Consider the following 21,180-nt stretch of genomic DNA (forward strand, 5'->3'; position numbering starts at 1 on the left):
GTAGGGCGCCGCGCGCTGCACCCGCCAGCCCTCCGGCGCCACCGCGCGCAGCTCGGCGGCGGTGAAGCTGCGCCGCACCGAGAGCGAGCCGTCGTAGTGCAGGAACGACCCCGCCGCGATCGGGCGCGTCGCCAGGAGGTAGGCGGTGTAGGCCAGCCGCGAGCGCTCGATGTCGTTGTGCAGCGCGCGCGGCGCCAGACGCTCGCTGTCCGCGAGCAGCGCGGCGAGCGCCTCCGGAGCCAGGTGGTGCAGCACATGGTTCGACGTCACGAGGTCGAAGCGGTCGCCCTCGACGACGAGGTCGGTGCTGCTCGCCCGGCGGAACTCGACTCCCGGCGGCGCCGGCGTCGAGGTGGCGAAGGTCCAGGCCCGCTCGTCCGGATCGGCCGCCGTGACGCTGAGCCGCAGCCCGTCCGCTCGCGCCCAGCCGACGAGCGCGCGGGCGACGTCACCGCCTCCCGAGCCGATGTCGAGCAAGCGGAACGGCTCGTCCGGGCCGAGGAGCGGTCGCAGGCGCGATCGGTACACGCCTCGCCAGCCCGACACGAGCCGGTTGACGGTGCCGAAGCGGGCGTAGGTGGCGTCGAGCAGCGTCCGGTCGCAGTCGGGGTCGTCCATCAGCTCTTGCGCCGAGACTTCGCGGCGGCGCAGGTCCGGTGCCAGGGGAGCGCGTGGAGTCACTCCCCGCCCCGCTTGGTCAGCAGCGCGAGCTCGACGGTCAGGCCCGGTCCGAACGCCATCGCGCCGACGCGCTCGCCGTCGGCCGCCTCGCCGTGCAGGAGGCGCCGCAGGATGAAAAGCATCGTCGCGCTCGACATGTTGCCGTTCGTCCGCAGCACCTCGCGGGAGGGGTGGAGCTGCTCGTCATCGAGTGCGAGCGAGCTCTGCACCTTGTCGAGGATGCTCCTCCCGCCCGGGTGGATCGCCCAGCGGGCCACATCGCCCAGGCCCACGCCCGCGCCCTCGAGGAGCGGTGCGACGGCTCCCTCGATGTTCGCGCCGATGATCGACGGCACGTAGGTGCTCAGCCGCATGGTGAAGCCGTGGTCGCCGATGGTCCAGGCCATCTCGGTCTCGCCCTCGTCGGTCAGCGTCGTGGACAGCGCGTCGAGGTCGAGTCGCGGAGCGCCGGGGAGCGGCTCGCGTGCGGTGACGACCGCTGCGGCTCCACCGTCGGCGAAGACGGAGGTGGCGACGATCTGCTCGGGGTCGTTGGAACTGGTGAGGTGGATCGTGCAGAGCTCGACCGCGACCACGAGGACGACCGCCTCCGGATCGGCCTCGCAGAACTGCACCGCCGCGCGCAGCCCAGGGAACGCGCCGTAGCAGCCCATGAAACCGAGGTGGAAGCGCTGCGTCGACGGGGCGAGGCCGAGCCGCCGGACGAGCTGGTAGTCGGGGCCGGGCGCGTAGAAACCGGTGCACGAGACGGTGACGACGTGGGTGACGTCGGCGGCGTCGAACGAGGCCGCCTCGAGGGCCCGGCGGGCCGCCTCCGTGAACAGCTCGGGAGCCCGCTCGGTGTACACGGCGTTGCGGGCCGCGGTCCCCGGATCGAGCACGCGCCCCTCGGCAGCGTCGTAGAAGACGCTCGGGCCCTCGTGCTCGGCGCCGTCGAGCTCGGCGACGACCGTGTTGCGGGTGTCGATGGCGGAGGCGCCGAACGCGGCCCCGAGCAGGCGGGAGCCGAGACGGCTGATCCCGGGCTGGGACGCGAAGAGGTCGCGCACCTCCGACTGGTGCAGGACTGTGCCCGGCACCGCGGTCTCGATGCTGCGGATGTGGACGCTCACTCGCGGGAACCTACCGCAGGTTCCTGCGGGTGAGCGGTGGCCTCGACCATGATCAGAGGATCGGCTTCCCGCCGGTGACGGCGATCGTCGATCCGCTGATGTAGCTCGCGTCGTCGGAGGCGAGGAGGACGTAGGCGTGTGCGACCTCGGCCGGCTGGCCGGGGCGTCCGAGAGGCACCTGCTCGCCGAACTCAGCGACCGCCTCCGGGGGCATAGTCGAGGGGATCAGCGGCGTCCAGATCGGACCGGGTGCGACCGAGTTGGCACGGATGCCCTTCTCGCCGAGGGCCTGCGCGAGGGAGGCGGTCATGCTGAGTATCGCCGCCTTCGTCGCTGCGTACGGCAGGAGCTGGTACGACGGCTGGTCGGACTGCACCGAGCTGGTCGCGATGATGGACGCTCCAGCCTTGAGGTGGGGGAGCGCGGCCTTCACCAGGTGGAAGTAGGCGCTGACGTTGGTCGCGAGGGTGCGGTCCCACTCGTCGTCGGGGATGTCGGTGACGCGCTCGCGGCTCATCTGGAACGCGGCGTTGCTGACGAGCACCTCGAGGTGCCCGAACCGCTCGACGGTCTCGTTCACGACGGAGCGGCAGTGCTCGGGGTCGCGGAGATCGCCGGGTAGCAGCAGCGCCTCGCGGCCGGCTTCGCGGACCCAGCGGGCGGTGTCCTCTGCGTCCTCGTCCTCGTCGAGGTACGAGATCGCCACATCGGCGCCCTCGCGGGCGAAGGCGATCGCGACGGCCTTGCCGATGCCGCTGTCGGCTCCCGTGATCAGGGCGACCTTGCCGCTCAGCCGGCCGGTGCCGCTGTAGCTCGTCTCGCCGTGATCGGCCTTCGGCGTCAGCTCGGCCTCGGTGCCGGGTGGTGTCTGCTCGGGTGATTCCGGAGTCATGACTCTCCCTCTCGTGTGGTCGGTTCTCCCATGCAAGCCGCTACGCGGGGGACCCCGCAGGGGGTTGACGGCGAACGGGCGGTGGCCGCCGTCGACCCCGCGGCGCCGGCCGGCCGCCGGGTCTCGACCGGGTTCGATACGAGCGCGACGGACAGCGATCCGCGGCCCGAGGGTGCGGCGGGGCCGGAGGGAACGGCGGCGTCACGATCTGCTGCGCCGTCTTCGGCTGGTTCGCGGCCACCGGGCGCGCCGTGATCCTCGTCGGCCTGGTCTCGGCGATCACCGGCGGGAGCCGGGTTCTGTCGACGGTCGGCGGCTTCCCCGCGATCCCGCTCGACGGTGGAGACGGGATGGTCGCCGAGATCGCGCGGCGAGAATCGGCTGTCGTCGGGATCCGCCCTCCGTCACCGCGTCCCTCCGCCGAGGGCCCGCGCGGAGCGCCCGGCCCGCGATCCGTGCTGCGTCGGAGCGGCAGGACCACGCAGGCCCGGAGGCAATCGCGACGCGGTGCACCGCAGGTATCGGGGCCGACGCGGGCGTGTCGTGTCGCGGTGACGCTCTCACCGTCGGCATCGTCGCTACGATCTGACGTCGTCGCAGGCTGCGTCGCCCGTGTGCGGCCTCGCCCTCGAGCGGCCCAGGCGCGACCGATGAGCGGACCAATGCCTTCCCGGCGCGGCCGGAAGGAGACCGATGACGACGACGGCGATGCCGCTGCGCTACCCCGACCGGGGTTCGCCGGCGGTGATGGCCCGGCGCGGCTGGTGGCTCCTCGCCGTCACTCTGCTGCTCCCGGGCTCGGCCCAGGTCCTCGCGGGCTCTCGACGGCTCGGCAGGATCGGACTGGTCTCGACCTTCGCGCTGTGGGCGATGCTCCTTCTCGCCGCGCTCCTCACGCTGGTCGCTCCCTCGATCGTCTCCACTGTCGCGACGCTCGACTCCACGCTCCTCGTCGTGCAGGCGGCGCTGATCGGCTACGGCGCGCTCTGGCTCCTGCTGACCCTCGACACCCTGCGGCTGGTCCGCCTGGTTCGGGTGACGGGACGCGGGAGGGGTGTGCTGGCGCTCGCCGCCGCCGTGGTGATCGTGGTCTCGACCGGGAGCGCCGGCTACGGTGCGTACGTGATCGGCGTCTCGAGAGGCCTGTTCTCGACCGTTTTCGGAGACGGAGTCCTGGCCGATCCGGTCGACGGCAGGTACAACATCCTGCTCCTGGGAGGCGACGCGGGAGAAGACCGGGATGGAGCGCGGCCCGACAGCATCTCGCTCGTCTCGATCGACGCGACGAGCGGGGCAGCGACGATCATCGGCCTCCCGCGGAACCTGCAGAACATCCCCTTCCCCGACGACTCTCCGATGTCGACCCTCTATCCGGACGGATATCCGCCGGAGGACTGCAACGTCTCGCAGTGCGAGCTGAACTCGATCTACACCGAGGTGCAGCTGAAGTCGCCTGAGCTCTATCCCGACGCCGAGGCGCGTGGCAGCCTGCCGGGGATCGAGGCGATGCGGGATGCCGTCCGCGGAATCCTCGGCGTCCCTGTGCAGTACTTCGTGAGCATCGACATGCAGGGCTTCTCCGATCTCGTCGACGCGCTCGGTGGGATCGACGTCACGTATCCCGGACCGGACGACCTCCCCCTCGGCGGAGTGCTCGATGAGAACGGCGACCTCGACGGCGTCAACGCGTGGGTGGTCCCCGGCGACCACCGTTTCGACGGCTCGAACGCGCTCGCCTACGCCCGCTCCCGGTACGGCAGCAGCGGCGGCGACTACGACCGCATGGTCCGTCAACGCCAGGTCCAGGAGGCGATCCTCCAGCAGTTCGAGCCGGTGAACGTCCTGACGAAGTTCCAGGGCATCGCCCAGGCGGGCTCGACGCTCGTCACGACCGATCTGCCGCAGGCGGCGCTGGGCGGCTTCGTCCAGTTGGCGATGAAGACGAAGACGCTTCCCCTCGCGACGCTCGAGCTGACCCCGCCCGAGGTCGACCCGGCCGACCCGGACTACGACAAGATCCGGGCAGAGGTCGCCGAGCTCCTGGGTGCGAGCTGATCGGGACGGTGCGCGGCGCGAACGCGCGTGCCCTCGCTACGCGGGGTTCGGCGTCCTCGTCGTGAACAGCAGCGGCTCCGCGCCGCTGGCCCGAGCTCTCGGCAGCCTCGCCGGGGCACCTCCCCCGGTGACCCGGGAGACGGGACGCGCCGACCGCGTTCTGCTGACGCGCTCACTCCCCGTCCGTCGACAGTCGCTCAGGTACGGCAGCATGGACCCATGACCAGCGCTGACAGGCCCGTCGTCGTCCTCGCCGGAGCGAGCGGTTTCCTCGGAACCGACCTCGCCCGGCGCTTCTCCGCGGACGGCTGGGCCGTGAAGCGGATCGGCCGCTCCGGCCCTGACGCCCACTGGGGCGACACGGCAGGGATCGCGCGCGTTCTCGACGGCGCGCGCCTCCTCGTCAACCTGGCCGGCAAGAGCGTCGACTGCCGCTACACGCCCGCGAACCGGGCCGAGATCCTCCGCTCGCGGGTAGCGACCACTGCGGAGCTGCATCGCGCGCTCTCCGCCGCGGCGACACCTCCGCCCGTGTGGATGAACGCGAGCACCGCCACGATCTACCGGCACGAGGAGGACCGCGCGAACACCGAGGACGAGGGGGTGCTCGGCGAGGGCTTCTCGGTCGGCATCGCGCGGGCCTGGGAGGAGGCGTTCTTCGGGCCGGAGCGCCGGGGGTGCGGCGGCTCGCCCTGCGGATGACGATCGTGCTCGGCGACGGGCCGGCGACGGCGATCCTGTTGCGGCTCGCGCGGCTCGGCCTCGGCGGCCCGCAGTTCGACGGCCGCTGGCCCTCGACGCGCGCACGGCGGGAGGCGGGGGTGCATCACGAGTACCGCCGCACCGTCGGGCGGCAGCACTTCAGCTGGATCCACGTCGAGGACGTGTACCGCTCGATCCGGTTCCTGGAGGCGTCCGATCTGGACGGTCCGGTCAACCTCGCGTCGCCGCACCCGAGCGACAACACCGAACTGTCCCGTCTGCTCCGCGCGGCCGTCGGCCGACGGATCGGCCTGCCCGCGCCGCGCTTCGTCCTCGAGCCGGCCATGCTCGTCCTCCGGACAGAGCCCGAGCTCGTGCTCAAGAGCCGCTGGGTCGTCCCCGCCCGCCTCGAGGACGCCGGCTTCACCTTCGCGCACCCCCGCCTCCCCGAGGCCCTGCGCTCCCTCGTCTGACCCTCACAACGAAGGCTCACACCCCTGGACATCGCCTGCGCGACCCGTGGACCCGTCTCAGCCTTCGTTGCGCGCACTCCCCGTCCGCGGACCGGGGCCGCGCCGCCTCCGCAGCCTCGTTCTCACACTCGTTTCCGAACGCTGGCCCACCCACGCCGCACTCGAACGCGGGCGAACCCTGCACGACCCCCGCGCCTCCACATCCGCTCCGGGTCGCCGTCGCACGGTGCCCGTCGAACGGCGGCTTCGCCACCACCCGGCGGCCGTCGAGGCCGCGCCCGACTCGCGCGCCGAGCGTGTCGACGCCCCCGGACGCCCCGCCCGCTCTGCCGACCGTGCCGCGCAGGGAGCGGTGTGACGATCTGCGCCGTGCAGGTCCTGCTACTGCGCGACCTTCAGCGCGATGTCGCGCCGGTACACGCCGCCCTCGAGGTGGATCAGGTCGAGCGCCCGGTAGGCCCGTTCGCGGGCCTCGGCGAAGTCGGCTCCGCGGGCGATCACGTTGAGCACTCGGCCGCCCGTGGCGACGAAGCGCCCGTCGACCACCTGGGTGGCGGCGTGGGCGAGGGTGACGCCGGGAACCGCGGCGGCCGCCTCCAGCCCGGTGACGGTGCGGCCGGTGACGGCGTTCTCGGGGTAACCCTCGCTCGCGAGCACGACGGTGACGGCGACGTCGTCGATGAACGCGGGCCACGGCACGGAGGCCAGGGAGCCGGTGGCGGCGGCGTGCAGCAGCGCGGACAGCGGGGAGGCGAGGCGGGGCAGCACGACCTGGGTCTCGGGGTCGCCGAAGCGGGCGTTGAACTCGATCACGCGCAGTCCCGCGTCGGTGACGATGAGGCCGCAGTAGAGGAGTCCGACGAAGGGGGTCCGCTCGCGTTCCAGCTGGCGGATCGTCGGTATCGCGACCGTGTCGATGACCTCGTCGACGAACGCGCGCTCGCTCCGCCAGCGGTCGGCGAGCCAGGGCAGCGGTGAGTAGGCGCCCATCCCGCCGGTGTTCGGGCCCCGGTCGCCGTCGGCGAGGCGCTTGAAGTCCTGTGCGGGTGAGAGAGGGACGACGTCGTGGCCGTCGGAGAGGAAGAAGAGGGACACCTCCTGGCCCGAGAGGAACTCCTCGATGAGGACGTCGCCGGACTGCAGCCAGAACTCGGCGTGAGCGATCGCGGCGCTGCGCGACTCCGTCACCAGGACGCCCTTGCCGGCGGCCAGGCCGTCGGCCTTCACGACGGAGGGGAGTCCGTACTCGTCGATGACACGGACGGCGTCGACCAGGGTCGAGACCCGCGTGGCGCGCCCGGTGGGCACGCGGGCCATGTCCATGACGCGCTTGGCGAAGGTCTTGGAGCCTTCGAGGGCGGCGGCGGCCCGGTCGGGGCCGAAGGTGGGGATGCGGCGCTGGCGCAGCGCGTCGGCGACTCCCGCGACGAGGGGGGCTTCGGGGCCGATCACCACGAGCTCTATGCCTTGCTCGACGGCGAAATCGGTGACGAGCCGGGGGCTGTTCGTGTCGAAGTGGATGACCTCGACGTCGCTCGCGATGCCGGCGTTGCCGGGCGCGGCGATGATCTCGTGTCGCTCCTCCTCCGCGAGGAGAGCGGTGATGATGGCGTGCTCACGGGCACCCGAGCCGAGGACGAGGATCTTCACCCTGACAGGATAGGACGCCCTGCCTCGGCGCCGCGTCCGGCCCCGCGGGATGCCACGTGCGACCACGGGACTCCGCGCGGTGGTGGCAGCAGTGGCGTCGCTCCGAGAGCGGCGAGGAGAGGATGGGGACATGGCCAAGGGCAGGATCGACGAGGCGAGCGGGCAAGCGGCCGTGCGGGCGGCGCTCGGCGGCGGGGCGGATCGGAACACGACGGCGACCGCGGTGCGGTTCCTCCTGCAGATCATCGAGACGACCGTGCCCGGGCGCAGCGTCGAGGTGCGTGTGCCCCCGTTCGGCGCGGCGCAGTGCGTGGAGGGCCCGGGGCACACCCGGGGCACACCTCCGAACGTGATCGAGATGGACGCAGCCACCTGGCTGCCGCTCGCCACCGGCGCCCTCTCCTGGAGCGAGGGGCTCTCGAGCGGCCGGATCCACGCGTCGGGCGTGCGCGCCGACCTCTCGCCGTTCCTCCCGATCCTGCGCAACGGGCCTGCGGCTCATTAACTTCTCGTAAACGCAGCGGCGATCCGGCCCATCCACGTTTGACCTGAGCAGCGCCGTCGGGTTGTCTGGGAATAACCCCCTCACGCGGCACGAATCCTCTCCGGATCGCCGCTCGATGCTTGGAGTCCTCCTCACGATGCGCAGCACTTCCCCCGGCCGACGCCGCCTCTCCCGAATCCTCTCCGCGACCGCCGCCGGTGCGCTCGCCGGAGCGGCCCTGCTCGGCGCGGCTCCGGCCTCCGCCGCCGAGGGCGACGTCGCCCTCGACATCCTCTCGATCAACGACTTCCACGGGCGCCTCGCGGCCAACGGCACCGTCGCGGGCGCAGCCGTCCTCGCAGGAGCCGTCGACTCCTTCCGCGACGCCAACCCCAACACGCTCTTCGTCTCGGCCGGTGACAACATCGGCGCGTCGACCTTCACCTCCGCTGTTCAGCAGGACACTCCGACGCTCGACTCGCTGAACGCGATGGGCCTGGACGCCAGCACCCTGGGCAACCACGAGTTCGACAAGGGCCGCGCGGATGTCGACGGCCGTGTCACCGAGGCTTCGGACTTCCCCTACGTCAACGCGAACCTCTACGACACGGCGACCGGCCAGCGCGCCTACGCCCCCTACGTCGTCACCGAGAAGGAGGGCGTCTCGGTCGCCTTCATCGGAGCGATGACCGAGGACCTCGGCACGCTGGTCAGCCCGTCGGGCATCTCGACGCTCTCGGTCGAGCCGATCGCCGAGAACGTCAACGCGGTCGCCACCGACCTGCAGGACGGCGACGCCGGGAACGGCGAGGCCGATGTCGTCGTGCTCCTCCTGCACGAGGGTGCCGACGCCGACGCCGCCGAGCTCAACACGCCCGAGGCCGACCCCACGTTCGGCGCGATCGTCAACGCGGTCGCCCCGAACGTCGACGCGATCGTCTCGGGTCACAGCCACCAGGAGTACAACGCGGGCATCGACGCGGGTCGTGCGTTCCCGACGATCGTGTCGCAGACCGGCAGCTACGCCGAGAACCTCGGCCACATGGCGCTCACCGTCGACCCGGCGACGAAGCAGCTCACCTCGTTGACCAGCGAGGTCGTGCCGCTCACACAGGTCGTCGACGACCCGGCCTCGGACGACCCGGCCACGACGATCACTGTCGGCGCCTACCCGGCGGACCCGGAGGTCGCGGCGATCGTGGCCAACGCCGAGGCCGTCGCCCTCGAGAAGGGCAGCGTGCAGGTCGGCTCGATCACCGAGGACATCGCCCGCGCCTACCGCGAGGACGGGACGACCACGAACCGCGGCTCCGAGTCGACGCTGGGCAACCTCGTCGCTGACGCGCAGCTCTGGGCGACCCGCGAGCTCGGCACCCAGATCGCGTTCTCGAACGCGGGCGGACTGCGCGACGACCTCGACTTCGCCGCGAACCCCTCCGTGCCCGGTGACGGCGAGGGAGTGGTCACCTACGCCGAGGCCGCGACCGCGCAGCCCTTCGCGAACACCCTGGTCACCCTTCAACTGACCGGCGCTCAGATCGACGCGCTGCTCGAGGAGCAGTGGGTCGGCAGCTCGAGCCACCCCCAGCTCAACCTCTCGACCTCGGCGGGACTGACCTACGTCTTCGACCCCGCGGCCGCGGAGGGATCCCGCATCTCGCAGGTCTTCTACGAGAACCAGCCGATCGATCCTGCAGCGACCTTCACGGTCGTCACCAGCAGCTTCCTCGCGAGCGGAGGCGACGGCTTCGCCACCTTCACCGAGGGCACCGGGACCGCGGACTCCGGTCGCATCGACCTCGACGCGTTCGTCGGGTACATCCAGGAGCTCGGCACCGTCAGCCCCGACCCGGTGCAGCGCACGATCGGCCTCACCGCGAACCTTCCCGAGTCGGGCGAGTACGCGGCCGGCGACACCATGACCGTCGACCTGTCCTCGCTGCTGTTCAGCACCGGCGCTCCGGCCGACGCCTCGGTGACCGCGAGCATCGACGGAGCCGTCGTGGGCACCAGCCCGATCGACCCGGTCCGGGCCGTGACCGACGACTCCACCGGTCGCGCCTCCTTCTCGGTGCCGATCGACGGGAGCCTGGCCGCGGGCGCGCACACCGCGACCTTCGCCCTCGACACCACCGGTACCGAGGTCAGCGTGAGTTTCGCGGTCGCTGCGGTCGGAGCCGCCCCGGCCCCGACCACCGAGCCCACGCCGGCTCCGACCGCGGCTCCCACAGCGGCTCCGGCCGCGCCGACGGCGCCGGGGAGCAGCGCCGGCTCCCACCACCTGGCCGAGACGGGTGTCGACGCGACGCCCGCGTTCCTCGCGGGGATCGTCGCCCTCCTGCTCGGTCTGGGAATGACGGTGGCGCGCCTGCGTCGAGGTGCCGCCTCGAAGTAGCGCTCGCGCACGCCGAAGGGCTCTCGACCGCGGTCGGGGGCCCTTCTGCGTGCGGCTCCACCCGGTGGCGCGACGCCCCGAGACGCGAGAACGCCGCCTCCCAGGGGGAGACGGCGTCGGAACGCGATGAGGTGCTGTCGCGGAGCGCGGGGCTCAGTGCTGGGCGGGGACCTGACGGTAGCCGTCGCGGCGGGCGACGAGCACCGTCGACACCGTGCCCCATGCGGCGAGGCCACTGAGGACGACGAGGATTGCGATGCTCATGAGTGTTCTGCCTTTCGTTGCGGCGGGGTCGGATCCATCCGCCGGGATACTGGGTACAACGTCCACTATCGGCCAGCCTGTTCCTTAGGACAATCGAACTGTTCTTGACCTGCCGTGTAGTTTCGCTACATGGACGTCCGTCGGCTGGAACTACTCAGGGAACTCTCGATGCGCCGCTCGATCACCGCAGTGGCGGAGGCGACCCACCGCACGCCATCGGCGGTCTCGCAGCAGCTCAAGGTGCTCGAGCGCGAGGCGGGTGTGCCGCTGATCGAGCGGTCCGGTCGCGGAGTCGTGCTGACCGCCGCGGGGCGCGAGCTCGCCCGCAGCGCGACGGAGATCGCGATCGCGCTCGAACGCGCCGACGCCGTGTGGCAGACCTTCAAGAACAATCCGATCGGAGAGGTGACCATCGCGACGTTTCCGACGGCCGGGCAGATGCTCCTCCCCGACGCACTGGTCGCGCTGCGCAGCGTCGAGGGTCTCGTCGTGCAGTGCGAGGACGCTGACCCCGGCACCGACGAGTTCGCCGATCTCACGGCCGACTTCGACATCGTGCTCGCGCACTCGCCCACGGGCCGCAGCGCGTGGGCGGGCCGCGGACTCGCGATGGCCGAGCTGATGGTCGAGCCGCTCGACATCGGACTCCCTGCCGGCCACCGGCTCGCCGACCGGGCGACCGTCTCGGCGGCGGACCTCGTGGGCGAGACCTGGATCGGGGTGCCGGACGGCTTCCCCTTCGAGCGGATCATGCAGGACATCGAGACCGCCTCGGGTGAGGCGGTGCGCGTGGAGCAGCGGTTCGCCTCCACTCGCGTGACGGAGGCGTTCGTGGCCGCCGGGCTGGGCATCGCCGTGCTGCCGCGCTACACGGCCGGAGGCGCGGGGATCGTGGTCAAGCCGCTCCGGGGGGTGAGCTCGGTACGGCACATCGTCGCACTGATGCGCCCCGACCGGGCCGAGCGTCTCTCTGTCCGGACGGTCGTGCGCGAACTGCGCGCCCAGGCGGGACGACTCGTCCACGCGCTCTGAATGCTCCTCCCCGCGCGAGTCGAGGCGAACGGGGCCCCGGTGGGCGGCGAGGCCCGTCACCAGACCGTTCGCCACCGGGAGGGGGTTCGTGCCGGGCTCGCACGCGGGAGAGAATGGAGGCATGACCGATCCCGCCAGCTCCGAGGTCACCCGCGAAGAGGTCGATGTCCGGCGCTCTCCGCGCGTGTGGCGCATCCTGGCGCTCGGCGCCGGCCTCGGCGCGATCACCGCGTTCGTGCTGACCTTCGCGCTGCCCGAGACGCAGGGGTTCTCGCGGGCTCAGGTCTTCGGCTTCAGCCTGCTCCTGTTCGTCACTCTTTTCGGTGCGCTCGCCGGGCTCGTGGTGGTTCTGCTCGACCGTCTCGTCGGCCGCCGCGTGGTGCGGACGACCGCCGAGCGGATCGTCGAGCGGGAGGCGCCGGCCGCGCCTGCCCGGGAGGAGGGGCCGGCGGACCCCGCCGCGCCGACCGACTCCGATCGCTGAAGGCCCGGCCGCGCGCGTCCGATCGTTTCAGCGCTGTGGATCGTTTCAGCGCTGTGGATCGTCTCAGCGGCTCCGGCGCGACGACGGACGCGTCTGCTCGGCGCGGGGCGCCTGCCGGCGGCGCGCTTCGCTTTCTGCGACGTCGACACCCGCCTGGCGATGAACGTGAGCAGGAACGGCAGGATTCGGTAGAACACGGGGACTCCTCGGCTGGGTGCGCGCGCATCGCGCACCGTCCGATCATGGAGCGGCCCGTCGGCGCGCGGCACCCGTTGCGCGTCGCCCGCCGCTGTGCCAGCGATCAACTCAGCTGCGTGCGCTCCACCCAGTCGAGGTACTCGGGGGTGACGGTTCCGGTGATGTACTCGCCCGTGAAGCAGCTGGTCTCGAGATCGGTGACGTCCGAGCCCTCGAGGATCGCGGCCTTCATGTCGGCCACCTCCTGGTAGATCAGGTGGTCGGCTCCGATCACCGTCGAGATCTCGGGAATACGGCGATCGTGGGCCACCAACTCCTGCCGCGAGGGCATGTTGATCCCGTAGACGTGCGGGTAGCGCACGGGCGGTGCTGCGGAGGCGAAGGTCACCGTGTTCGCGCCGGCCGCGCGGGCCATGTCGACGATCTCCTTCGAGGTGGTGCCGCGGACGATGGAGTCGTCGACGATCAGCACGTTCTTGCCCGTGAACTCGCTCGACATCGCGTTGAGCTTCTGCCGCACCGACTTCTTGCGGACCGCCTGCCCCGGCATGATGAACGTCCGGCCGACGTAGCGGTTCTTGTAGAAGCCCTCGCGGTACTCGATGCCGAGCTTCTGCGCGACCTGCATCGCGGCAGGGCGGGAGGAGTCGGGGATCGGCATGACCACGTCGATCGCGCCGCCCGGGGTGTACTGCGCGATGGTGTCGGCGAGTCGGTCGCCCAGTCGCAGCCGCGCCTCGTAGACGGAGATCCCGGACATCACCGAGTCGGGACGCGCGAGGTAGACGTACTCGAACGAGCAGGGGATGAGCCGCGGGTCCTTCGCGCACTGGCGGCTGGCCATCCGCCCGTCGGGCGTGATGAAGACGGCCTCGCCCGGAGCGACGTCGCGCACGATCTCGAAGCCCTGCGCCTCGAGCACGAGCGACTCGGAGGCGACCACCCAGTCGTCCGGCGCGCCCGAGTTGCTGCGGCGGCCGACGATGAGGGGGCGGATGCCGAACGGATCGCGGAAGGCGAGGAGCCCGACTCCGGCGATCAGCGCGATCGTCGCGTAGGAGCCCTCGACCCGCTCGTGCACGCGGGCAACCGCGTCGAACACCTCGTCGGCGTCGAGGTCTCGCCCCGACATCGAGGCCTGCAGCTCGTTGGCGAGCACGTTGACGAGCAGCTCCGTGTCGGAGGTGGTGTTGAGGTGGCGGCGGTCGACGCGGAAGAGCTCCTCGGTGAGCTCGCGCGTGTTCGTCAGATTGCCGTTGTGGACGAGGATTATGCCGTACGGCGCGTTCACGTAGAACGGTTGCGCCTCCTCCTCGCGCTCGGCGTTGCCCTTCGTCGCGTAGCGGACGTGACCGAGCCCCATCGTGCCCAGCAGCGAGCGCATGTCGCGGGTGCGGAACGCCTCGCGGACCTGCCCCGACGCCTTCTTGATGTGCAGTGTGCTGCCGTCGGCCGTCGCGATGCCCGTCGAGTCCTGGCCGCGGTGCTGCAGGAGCGAGAGGCTGTCGTAGATGGACTGGTTGACCGGTCCGGAGGAGACGATTCCAACGATTCCGCACATGCCGGAGGGACTCCCAAGGGGATAGCAGGGGGGATGACGGTCCATCCTGACATGCGCGTGGCGCATCCCCTAATGGTTCGCCGTCGGCGGATCCGCTCGTACGGAGTGCCGGCGAGAGGTGTCGACCGGCGGATCCGCCGGAGACGGCTCCCGGGATCGGCCGGGGCGCCCGCCCTCCTGCGCCGGGCGGAGTCGCAGCGTCCACGCGACCTCGCGGGCCAGCTGCCCCGTCTCACGGAAGAGGCGCACCTGGTGGGTGCCCGGGAGTGCGGAGGCGAGCTCGTCGCGGTCGGCGGGTGCGAATCCGAGGGACTGCCAGAAGGGCCCGGACCGGCGTGAGAAGAGCCAGGCGCGCCCGGCTCCGCTCGACGCCGCGTCGGCGAGGGAATGGCAGGCCAACCGACTCCCCGCTCCCGTGCCGCGTCCCCCGGAGGCGACGGCGACGCTGCGGATCAGCGCGTGGCGGCCGTCGTCGCTCGCCTCCCAGCCGGTGCTGCCGACGATGCGGCCCTCCCCGTCGCGCTCGATCCAGAGGCGGACCGCGGGGGAGTCGAGGCCGGCGAGGGTCAGATCGGCCTCACGCAGGAACCGGCGCAGGTCGTCGGTGTCGGCCGGGTCCGCGCGCTCGATGGTCACGGCTCCATGATGCCGTCGCGCCTGCCGAGGCCGCCCGGCGCGGCGCGGGACGGCGGGGCGATCGGTGCGCCGGCGGATCGCCCGTCACGGGCAGTCGGTAGGGTCGTCGCGTGAGTGATGAGACGAGCAGCTACGCCCGCGCAGGAGTCGACACCGCCGCGGGGGATCTCGCGGTCGAGCTGATGAAGTCGGCGGTGTCGGCGACTCACGACGGCCGCGTCCTCGGCGGTGTCGGCGGGTTCGCCGGCCTGTACGACGTCTCCTTCCTCCGCGACTTCAGGGCGCCGCTCCTGGCGACGTCGACCGACGGCGTCGGCACCAAGGTCGCTCTCGCGCAGGCGATCGACAAGCACGACACCATCGGGCAGGACCTCGTGGGGATGGTGGTGGACGACATCGTCGTGGTCGGCGCACGCCCCCTCTTCATGACCGACTACATCGCCTGCGGCAGGGTCGTCCCGGCGCGGATCGCCGACATCGTCGCCGGTATCGCCCGCGCCTGTTCGGCGACGGGGACCTCGCTCGTCGGCGGCGAGACGGCCGAGCACCCCGGCCTGCTCGGGCCCGACGACTACGACGTGGCGGGTGCCGCCGTGGGCGCGGTCGAGGCGGATGCCGTGCGCGGCGCCGACCGCGTCCGCGACGGCGATCTCGTGGTGGCGATGGCCTCCTCCGGGCTGCACTCGAACGGCTACTCCCTGGTGCGGCACATCCTCGCCGAGCGCGGCATCGGCTTCACCGACCGCTCCGAGGAGCTGGGCGGCGTCGTCGGCGAGGTCCTGCTCGAGCCGACCCGGCTCTACACCCGCCCTCTCCTCGAGCTCCTCGACGACCCGGAGCTCGGCGCGGCGGTTCACTCCATCAGCCACGTCACCGGAGGCGGGATCGCGGCGAACCTCGCGAGGGTCCTGCCTCGCGGCTCCTGGGTCGAGGTCGAGCGTTCGAGCTGGAGCCCGTCGGAGGTGTTCCGTGCGCTCGCGGCGATGTCCGGCGCGACCCTCGAGAGCACCGAGGGCACCTGGAACCTCGGGGTCGGCATGTTCGCCGTCGTGGCGGCCGAGTCGGCGGCGGGCGTGATCGCGAGCCTCGAGCGCTCGGGCGTGCCGTCGTGGGTCGCCGGGCGGGTCTCGACGGGAGCGAGGGCTCCCGGGGACTTCGAGCAGGGCGCTAAGGGCGTCGACGGCGGCGCGGTGCGCCTGATCGGCTCCTACGCCGGCTGAGGTGCGCGGCGGGGTGGGCTGTCATCCGTTTCATCGGGCGTGCAGCCGCTCCCACGAGTGCTCGTGCCTCGTCAGGAGCCACGACCCCCAGACGCAGAGAGCGGAGGCGGCCGCGGTCGTCAGCAGCACCGTCGCCCAGGTCGGCGCATCGCGGCTGACCAGCAGGTTCGCCGACGCGACCAGCACGCCGATCCCGGTGCCGGCGCTGGTGCCCAGGATGAACGCGCCGTCGCGGTGGCTGGTGACCCGCACCGCGACCATGCCGGCGACGGCTCCTGTGCCCCCGATCGCTCCGATGCCGGCTCCCGAGGCCGCACCCATCAGCAGACCGAAGCTCACGAGCCCCCGTGCGCCGTCGGTCGCGAGGACGCCGGGCAGGTAGAGCACGAGGGCGACGGCGGCGCCGACCACGCCTCCGACCAGGATCGCGCCGACCAGCAGGGCGGCAGTGACGTAACTGATCCGGGCGATCGGGCGCACGGATCCTTCGGGTTCGAACATCGCGGCTCCATCGACGCGGGCCCGCGGGGCAGCGGGCGGTCCTCGGACAGTACGCCCCCGGAGGCCCCCGGGGGAACCGCGGCGGGGATCAGCGGCGCAGGGTCTCGCTCGGAAGCTCGCCGAACCGGGCCGCATAGTGCTGGGCGAAGCGCCCGCCGCTGACGAACCCCCAGCGGGCTGCGACGTCGCCGATCACCACGTCTCCGGGCGAGCCGACGATCAGCTCCTCCCGTGCGCGTTCGAGACGTACACCGCGCAGGTAGTGGCGCGGAGTCTCGGAGAAGGCGCGCTGGAACGCCAGCTGGACCCCGCGGATGGTGAGGCCCGCCGACTCCGCGATGTCAGCCACCCCGAGGGGGAGGTCGGCGTTGGCCTGCACGAACTCGACGGCACGGCGGAGGCGCCGAGCGCTGACCGAGGCCGGGACCGCCGGCAGCGGGGCGATCCGGTGGGCGAAGCTCTTCAGCGCGGCGAGCGCGGCGATGCGCGCGGCTCCGTCGCGCTGCAGCACGGTGGGGGCGCGGCCGGCGGCGAGGGTGTCGCGGAGGAGGCGGATCGCGGCCCACCAGGAGGTCGTCTCGTGCGCCAGGGGTGCGAAGTGCAGCGGGCCGGGCTCGGTGCCGTGCAGCTCGGCGGCGATGCGCTCGAGGTGCGCAGCCTCGAAGTGCACGAGTGCGTCGCGGTACTCGTGGGTCTCGAATCCGAACGGACGCCCGGAGGGGAACATCGCGGGGCGGCCGACCATCAGGCGCTGCTCGTCGCGTCCGAGATCGAGCACCGCCCGGCCCTCCGTCAGCCAGAGCACCACGTACACGTCGCCCGGTTCGACGGTGCCCCGCACCGCTCCGAGGAAGGAAGCGGAGTGCAGGCTCACCGGACCCGGCCCCGTGGAGGCATAGCGGTAGGCGAACGGCACCGTCGTGCGCTCGGCTCGGAACCCCGAGCCGTTGTAGGACCCGGCGTAGAACTCGCGTGCCTCATCGAGGTCGCTCCCCCGGCGTTCCGAGTGCCACACCGGCTTCCGGGTGAGCGCAGGAGAGGTCATCCGCACAGTGTCGCAGTCACGACGGACATTCTGCATGCAGTGGAGTAATCCCTCCGGACGTGCTTACAGGGTCGCGGCCCGCTCCACCCAGAACAGGGTGAGCGCGGCCAGTGCGGCGGTCTCGACGATCGCGCCGGAGCGAACCATCGCCGCGACCTCGTCATCCGAGAACCACTGCTGGCGCATGTCTTGCTCGGTCGCCTCGCGCTCGTGCGCGCCGTGCGCGAGCTCCTCGGCGAGGAACACGTCGACCGACTTCGCCACGAAGCCGTAGGCCTCGGCGAGTCGGCCGAGGTGCGTCAACCGCCCGGCGCGCAGCCCCGTCTCCTCGCGCAGCTCGGCGCGCGCCAGGGCCTCGGAGGTTCCGCCGGCCGAGCCGTGCGGCCAGGCTCCGGCCGGGAACTCCCAGGCGCGGCGTCCGACGGGGTAGCGGAACTGCTCGACGAGCCAGAAGCCGCCGCGCTCACGGGGGAGCACGAGGGCGTAGTCGTCGCGCTCGACGACGGAGTAGACCCCGCGGTCGCCGTTCGGCCACAGCACCTCGTCCTCGCGGACCCGGATCGACGGGGTCTCGTACGCGACACGCGTCGACAGCTGCCGGATGGCGCCGTCACGCACGTCGGGGCCGTCCGATGCGGACGGCCCCGACGGGACGGAGGGGTCACGCACGCTTCTGGTGCGGCTCCTCGACGAGGTCGGTGTCGTCGCCCTCGTCCTCGGCGTCGATCCACTTGGAGTAGTCCGGCTCGTCCGGGTGGCTGAGTTCGCGCTCGAGCGCGCTGTAATCGACCGCCGGGCTGAACGACTTCAGCTCACGGGCGATCTTCGTGTTCTTCGCCTTCTGACGGCCGCGCCCCATGGGTGACCCCCTCACGATGACAGGCCAGACGGGCAGTGAGCCGGCTGGGGAAAAAAGCAGACAGGGAAAGTTGAAATCTACGCGGTAGTTTAGCAGACGGGGCACACGCCACCCCGGGCCGCGGACCGCCCGAGGGCCGCCCCTCCCCGACTGCGTCAGGAGCACCGTGGACAGTGCGCTCGACTCGCGGGCTGTCGTGGTGGTCGGAGCCGGTCAGGCCGGACTCTCCGTGGCCTACTACCTGCAGCGTCTCGGCCTGGTTCCCGGTCGCGACCTGGTGATCCTCGATCGGGGCCCCGAGCCCGGCGGTGCCTGGCAGTTCCGCTGGGAGGCGCTGCGTCTCGGCTCCGCGCACCGGGTGCACGATCTGCCGGGCATGGAGCGCCTCGGCCTGTCGTTCGCGTCGGCCGACCGGAGACGGCCTGCACGCGACGTCGTCCGCGAGTACTACGGCAGCTACGAGGAGCAGCTCGGACTCGAGGTCCGCCGACCCGAGGCGGTGCGGCGCGTCACCAGTGCGACATCGGGCGACACGGGCTCTCCGCTCCTCGTCGAATCCGACCGCGCGCTCGAGCGGACGCGACTCCTGGTCAACGCCACGGGCACGTGGGGATCGCCGTTCGTTCCGCACTACCCGGGTCGCGACCGGTTCCGCGGTGTGCAGATCGGCACGTCCGAGTACGTCCGCGCCGAGGACTTCGCGGGTCAGCAGGTGCTCGTGGTCGGCGGCGGTACCTCGGCCATCGGCTTCCTGCTGGAGCTCGAGAGGGTGGCCCGGTCGCTCACCTGGGCCACTCGCCGGCCGGTCGTCTACCACGACGGCGAGCAGCTCGTGATGGAGTCCGCGGTGGAGGCGGTGGCCGAGCAGGACCGCGCCGCCCGAGCCGGTCTGCCCCTCCCGAGCATCGTCGGCGGAACGGGCGTGCAGCGCACCCGTCGCGTCGTCGCGGGCATCGAGCGCGGGTTGCTGCGTGAGCGCGGAATGTTCTCGTCGATCGAGGAGGACGGGGTCCGCTGGCCGGACGGCTCCTTCACCCGCGCCGATGCGATCATCTGGGCGACCGGGTTCCGTCCCGAGCTGCGGCACCTGGCTCCGCTCGGACTGCGCGAGCGCGAGGGCGGGATCGCCGTCGCCGACGGCGCCTCCCTCACCGACCCGCGGGTCTTCTTCGCCGGCTACGGCCCGACCGCCTCGACGATCGGAGCCAACCGCTCGGGCCGCCGCATCGCGCGCGCGGTCGTCGCTCGGCTGTCCTGACGCTGCACGCGCGGCCGTTCAGCCAGTCCAGTGGCAGCCTCGGCGTTCAGCCGGAGAGGACGGCGGCGGCGAGCCCTTGCAGTGCGGTCCGCAGACCGTCGATGGCGGGATCACCCGCCGAGAGCCGCGCATCGAGGACCGCGTTGGCCGCGGCGATGAGGACGGGAACGGCGGGGGAGGTGGACACGACGAGTCCGACGAGCGGGGGGATGCCTCCGCTGGGCCGCGTCAGCAGGGTGAGGCGCGCTGTCGGCGAGCTGGTGCTGATGGTGGCGGCGGCGCCCGCGGGCAGCGCGGCGAAGCAGCCGCGTCCGACGATCGCCCTGGCGTCCCTCCGCGCGATGGTGAAGGCGCCCTGGAGGGGGAGCAGGAGCGAGACGACATCCGGGTCGGACCAGACGTCGGACTCGAAGTGCACCGAACCGGCCGTGTGCCAGATACGTCGGAGCTGCACTCCCTCGACCTGAGCCTCCTGGCCGACCAGCGCGAAGGCGGGATCCGCGTCGGTGTGACCGCCCCGCTCGCGCAGCCACTCGTGCGCCGGGGCACCGCGCAGGGGCATGGGGTGGAACAGCGGATCGGACAACTCGGCGGCTCCCGGAGGACGGCGGCGGAGGCCGGAGGACGGCGGCGGAAGCGGATCCGCCGCAGCGTGAGCGAGCATCAGCCTAGAAGGCGGAGGTGCCCTCCATCGAAGGTGGCGCGTCCTCACACGCAGATGCCGCCCCGGCCGCGCGGAGCGCGACGCCGGAGCGGCATCTGAGACGTCGTGGGGCTACTGGAATCCGCCGCCGCGGTCCTCCGGGTCGTCGATCGGGTCGGAGTCGGGGGAGTCGATCGAATAGGTCACGTGGACCGCTTCGCCGACCTCCTTCGCGCCGACGGCGGTGTAGACGAGGTGCGTCTCCTGGCCGTCGACGGCCGCGTAGACGTCGACCTCCTTCTCGTAGCCCCCTTCGGTGCTGACACGGTTCTCGGTCTGGCCGTCGAACGGCCCGCCCTGGAAGAAGGCGAGGTAGCTCTCGCCCTCGGAGAGTTCGCGGATGTCGTTGCTCATGCCCTTAGTCCTACCACTCGTCACCCCGGCCCGCGCGGCCTTGCCTTCGGCGGCTCGAGCCCGCCCGGGGGAGGAGCGGGGCCGTCGCACTGCCCGGTCTGGTCGCAGAGGGGGATGGCGCGATCTCGCCCCGCTGTCGCGCGGCTCGGTCCGGCGACGAGGCCGCCCCTTCACGACGGGCGAGAACGTAGGATGGCCGGGATGACGATCGGACGCCGCCTCTTCCTCTCGGGAGCCGCCTCGGGGGTCGGCCTCCTGGCCCTCGCAGGCTGCACGCCCTCGCGTCCGACCCCGACCCGCTCGGTCACCAAGGCCCCCGTCCCCACGCCGAGCACCACTTCCGTGCCCTCGCCCGCCGCCTTCGTCCGCTCCGACTGGGGGCAGGACCCGTACGCGCTCGGCTCGGTGTCCTACCTCCCCGTCGGCGCGACAGCCGAGCACCGCGGCGACCTCGGGACCGCCGTGCTCGACCGGCTCTTCTTCGCGGGCGAGGCCACCGACACCGAGGCTCCCGGCACGCTGCAGGGCGCGTGGAACTCCGCGTCCGCGCCGCCGCAGAGATCTCGGCCGTCGCCGACCCGGGCGACCGCGTCGCGATCGTCGGGGCCGGGCTCGCGGGGG

At 72.1% G+C, this 21,180-nt stretch carries 20 protein-coding genes and 1 pseudogene; 9 read left to right on the forward strand and 12 right to left on the reverse strand.

Annotated features, from left to right (window positions below; genetic code table 11):
• From ACH61_RS07535 to ACH61_RS07545, 3 genes are all read right to left on the reverse strand, one after another.
• On the reverse strand, positions 1–681 hold a 681-nt coding region (locus ACH61_RS07535), incomplete at its 3' end, for a methyltransferase domain-containing protein (protein ID WP_330220141.1).
• Positions 678–1,793, reverse strand: coding sequence for a type III polyketide synthase (locus tag ACH61_RS07540; protein ID WP_068210566.1), 1,116 nt, complete (start codon positions 1,791–1,793; stop codon positions 678–680). The genes ACH61_RS07540 and ACH61_RS07535, both read right to left, overlap by 4 nt.
• 52 nt (positions 1,794–1,845) lie before the next feature.
• Positions 1,846–2,685: a glucose 1-dehydrogenase gene (locus ACH61_RS07545; RefSeq protein WP_068210569.1), complete on the reverse strand. Its 840-nt coding sequence runs from the start codon at positions 2,683–2,685 to the stop codon at positions 1,846–1,848.
• 693 nt (positions 2,686–3,378) lie between these two features.
• On the opposite strand from ACH61_RS07545, the gene ACH61_RS07550 reads away from it, so the two are divergent.
• Both ACH61_RS07550 and ACH61_RS07555 read left to right on the forward strand, forming a co-directional pair.
• Positions 3,379–4,740 (forward strand): LCP family protein, encoded by a 1,362-nt coding sequence (locus ACH61_RS07550; RefSeq protein WP_068210572.1) that lies wholly within the window; start codon positions 3,379–3,381, stop codon positions 4,738–4,740.
• Between the two features lie 219 nt (positions 4,741–4,959).
• Positions 4,960–5,915 (forward strand): annotated as a pseudogene (locus tag ACH61_RS07555) (epimerase).
• Positions 5,916–6,296: 381 nt separating this feature from the next.
• Here ACH61_RS07555 and purD read toward each other — a convergent pair.
• Entirely contained in the window at positions 6,297–7,565 is a 1,269-nt protein-coding gene (purD, locus tag ACH61_RS07560) for a phosphoribosylamine--glycine ligase (protein ID WP_068210574.1), read from the reverse strand.
• Positions 7,566–7,695: 130 nt separating this feature from the next.
• Between purD and ACH61_RS07565 the strand changes: the two genes are divergently transcribed.
• The 4 genes from ACH61_RS07565 (at position 7,696) to ACH61_RS07580 (ending at position 12,224) form a co-directional block, all read left to right on the forward strand.
• Positions 7,696–8,070: a sterol carrier family protein gene (locus ACH61_RS07565; protein WP_068210576.1), complete on the forward strand. Its 375-nt coding sequence runs from the start codon at positions 7,696–7,698 to the stop codon at positions 8,068–8,070.
• Positions 8,071–8,206: 136 nt separating this feature from the next.
• Positions 8,207–10,444: a bifunctional metallophosphatase/5'-nucleotidase gene (locus ACH61_RS07570; RefSeq protein ID WP_068210608.1), complete on the forward strand. Its 2,238-nt coding sequence runs from the start codon at positions 8,207–8,209 to the stop codon at positions 10,442–10,444.
• A gap of 393 nt (positions 10,445–10,837) precedes the next feature.
• Positions 10,838–11,740 carry a LysR family transcriptional regulator gene (locus ACH61_RS07575; protein WP_068210577.1) on the forward strand — a complete coding sequence of 301 codons (903 nt, stop codon included), beginning with the start codon at positions 10,838–10,840 and terminating at the stop codon, positions 11,738–11,740.
• A gap of 121 nt (positions 11,741–11,861) precedes the next feature.
• Positions 11,862–12,224 (forward strand): hypothetical protein, encoded by a 363-nt coding sequence (locus ACH61_RS07580; RefSeq protein ID WP_068210580.1) that lies wholly within the window; start codon positions 11,862–11,864, stop codon positions 12,222–12,224.
• Between the two features lie 301 nt (positions 12,225–12,525).
• Here the strand turns inward: ACH61_RS07580 and purF are convergent, their stop codons facing one another.
• Both purF and ACH61_RS07590 read right to left on the reverse strand, forming a co-directional pair.
• Positions 12,526–13,983, reverse strand: a complete 1,458-nt coding sequence (gene purF, locus ACH61_RS07585; protein WP_068210582.1) for an amidophosphoribosyltransferase — start codon at positions 13,981–13,983, stop codon at positions 12,526–12,528.
• A 69-nt stretch (positions 13,984–14,052) separates the two neighbouring features.
• Positions 14,053–14,619, reverse strand: coding sequence for a GNAT family N-acetyltransferase (locus ACH61_RS07590; protein ID WP_068210585.1), 567 nt, complete (start codon positions 14,617–14,619; stop codon positions 14,053–14,055).
• A gap of 110 nt (positions 14,620–14,729) precedes the next feature.
• Here ACH61_RS07590 and purM point away from each other — a divergent pair, with 110 nt between their 5' ends.
• Positions 14,730–15,839, forward strand: a complete 1,110-nt coding sequence (gene purM, locus ACH61_RS07595) for a phosphoribosylformylglycinamidine cyclo-ligase (RefSeq protein ID WP_068210586.1) — start codon at positions 14,730–14,732, stop codon at positions 15,837–15,839.
• Positions 15,840–15,869: 30 nt separating this feature from the next.
• Here purM and ACH61_RS07600 read toward each other — a convergent pair whose 3' ends face one another.
• The 4 genes from ACH61_RS07600 to ACH61_RS07615 all read right to left on the reverse strand — a co-directional run bounded on the left by ACH61_RS07600 (position 15,870) and on the right by ACH61_RS07615 (position 18,244).
• Positions 15,870–16,340: a hypothetical protein gene (locus tag ACH61_RS07600; protein ID WP_068210589.1), complete on the reverse strand. Its 471-nt coding sequence runs from the start codon at positions 16,338–16,340 to the stop codon at positions 15,870–15,872.
• 88 nt (positions 16,341–16,428) lie between these two features.
• Complete coding sequence (locus ACH61_RS07605; protein WP_158286127.1) at positions 16,429–17,385, reverse strand: AraC family transcriptional regulator; 957 nt, start codon at positions 17,383–17,385, stop codon at positions 16,429–16,431.
• A 63-nt stretch (positions 17,386–17,448) separates the two neighbouring features.
• Complete coding sequence (locus tag ACH61_RS07610; protein WP_199220884.1) at positions 17,449–18,003, reverse strand: NUDIX domain-containing protein; 555 nt, start codon at positions 18,001–18,003, stop codon at positions 17,449–17,451.
• A gap of 43 nt (positions 18,004–18,046) precedes the next feature.
• A complete protein-coding gene (locus ACH61_RS07615; RefSeq protein ID WP_068210595.1) occupies positions 18,047–18,244 on the reverse strand; it encodes a DUF3073 domain-containing protein in 198 nt (65 codons plus the stop codon).
• 166 nt (positions 18,245–18,410) lie between these two features.
• On the opposite strand from ACH61_RS07615, the gene ACH61_RS07620 reads away from it, so the two are divergent.
• Positions 18,411–19,502 carry an FAD-dependent oxidoreductase gene (locus ACH61_RS07620; protein ID WP_068210598.1) on the forward strand — a complete coding sequence of 364 codons (1,092 nt, stop codon included), beginning with the start codon at positions 18,411–18,413 and terminating at the stop codon, positions 19,500–19,502.
• Between the two features lie 46 nt (positions 19,503–19,548).
• Here the strand turns inward: ACH61_RS07620 and ACH61_RS07625 are convergent, their stop codons facing one another.
• A complete protein-coding gene (locus tag ACH61_RS07625; protein ID WP_068210602.1) occupies positions 19,549–20,166 on the reverse strand; it encodes a hypothetical protein in 618 nt (205 codons plus the stop codon).
• A 111-nt stretch (positions 20,167–20,277) separates the two neighbouring features.
• Complete coding sequence (locus tag ACH61_RS07630; protein ID WP_068210605.1) at positions 20,278–20,559, reverse strand: hypothetical protein; 282 nt, start codon at positions 20,557–20,559, stop codon at positions 20,278–20,280.
• 201 nt (positions 20,560–20,760) lie between these two features.
• On the opposite strand from ACH61_RS07630, the gene ACH61_RS07635 reads away from it, so the two are divergent.
• On the forward strand, positions 20,761–21,180 hold a 420-nt coding region (locus ACH61_RS07635; protein WP_201787589.1), incomplete at its 3' end, for an FAD-dependent oxidoreductase.

This window comes from Rathayibacter tanaceti (assembly GCF_001634385.1).
In the GTDB taxonomy this organism is placed as follows: Bacteria; Actinomycetota; Actinomycetes; order Actinomycetales; family Microbacteriaceae; genus Rathayibacter; species Rathayibacter tanaceti.

Bases quoted from the DNA above. Each gene is read 5' to 3' on its own strand.
- ACH61_RS07545 (WP_068210569.1), bottom strand. From the start codon at position 2,685: ATGACTCCGGAATCACCCGAGCAGACACCACCCGGCACCGAGGCCGAG.
- ACH61_RS07550 (WP_068210572.1), top strand. From the start codon at position 3,379: ATGACGACGACGGCGATGCCGCTGCGCTACCCCGACCGGGGTTCGCCG.
- ACH61_RS07565 (WP_068210576.1), top strand. From the start codon at position 7,696: ATGGCCAAGGGCAGGATCGACGAGGCGAGCGGGCAAGCGGCCGTGCGG.
- ACH61_RS07570 (WP_068210608.1), top strand. From the start codon at position 8,207: ATGCGCAGCACTTCCCCCGGCCGACGCCGCCTCTCCCGAATCCTCTCC.
- ACH61_RS07575 (WP_068210577.1), top strand. From the start codon at position 10,838: ATGGACGTCCGTCGGCTGGAACTACTCAGGGAACTCTCGATGCGCCGC.
- ACH61_RS07580 (WP_068210580.1), top strand. From the start codon at position 11,862: ATGACCGATCCCGCCAGCTCCGAGGTCACCCGCGAAGAGGTCGATGTC.
- purF (WP_068210582.1), bottom strand. From the start codon at position 13,983: ATGTGCGGAATCGTTGGAATCGTCTCCTCCGGACCGGTCAACCAGTCC.
- ACH61_RS07600 (WP_068210589.1), bottom strand. From the start codon at position 16,340: ATGTTCGAACCCGAAGGATCCGTGCGCCCGATCGCCCGGATCAGTTAC.
- ACH61_RS07605 (WP_158286127.1), bottom strand. From the start codon at position 17,385: ATGACCTCTCCTGCGCTCACCCGGAAGCCGGTGTGGCACTCGGAACGC.
- ACH61_RS07615 (WP_068210595.1), bottom strand. From the start codon at position 18,244: ATGGGGCGCGGCCGTCAGAAGGCGAAGAACACGAAGATCGCCCGTGAG.
- ACH61_RS07625 (WP_068210602.1), bottom strand. From the start codon at position 20,166: ATGCTCGCTCACGCTGCGGCGGATCCGCTTCCGCCGCCGTCCTCCGGC.
- ACH61_RS07630 (WP_068210605.1), bottom strand. From the start codon at position 20,559: ATGAGCAACGACATCCGCGAACTCTCCGAGGGCGAGAGCTACCTCGCC.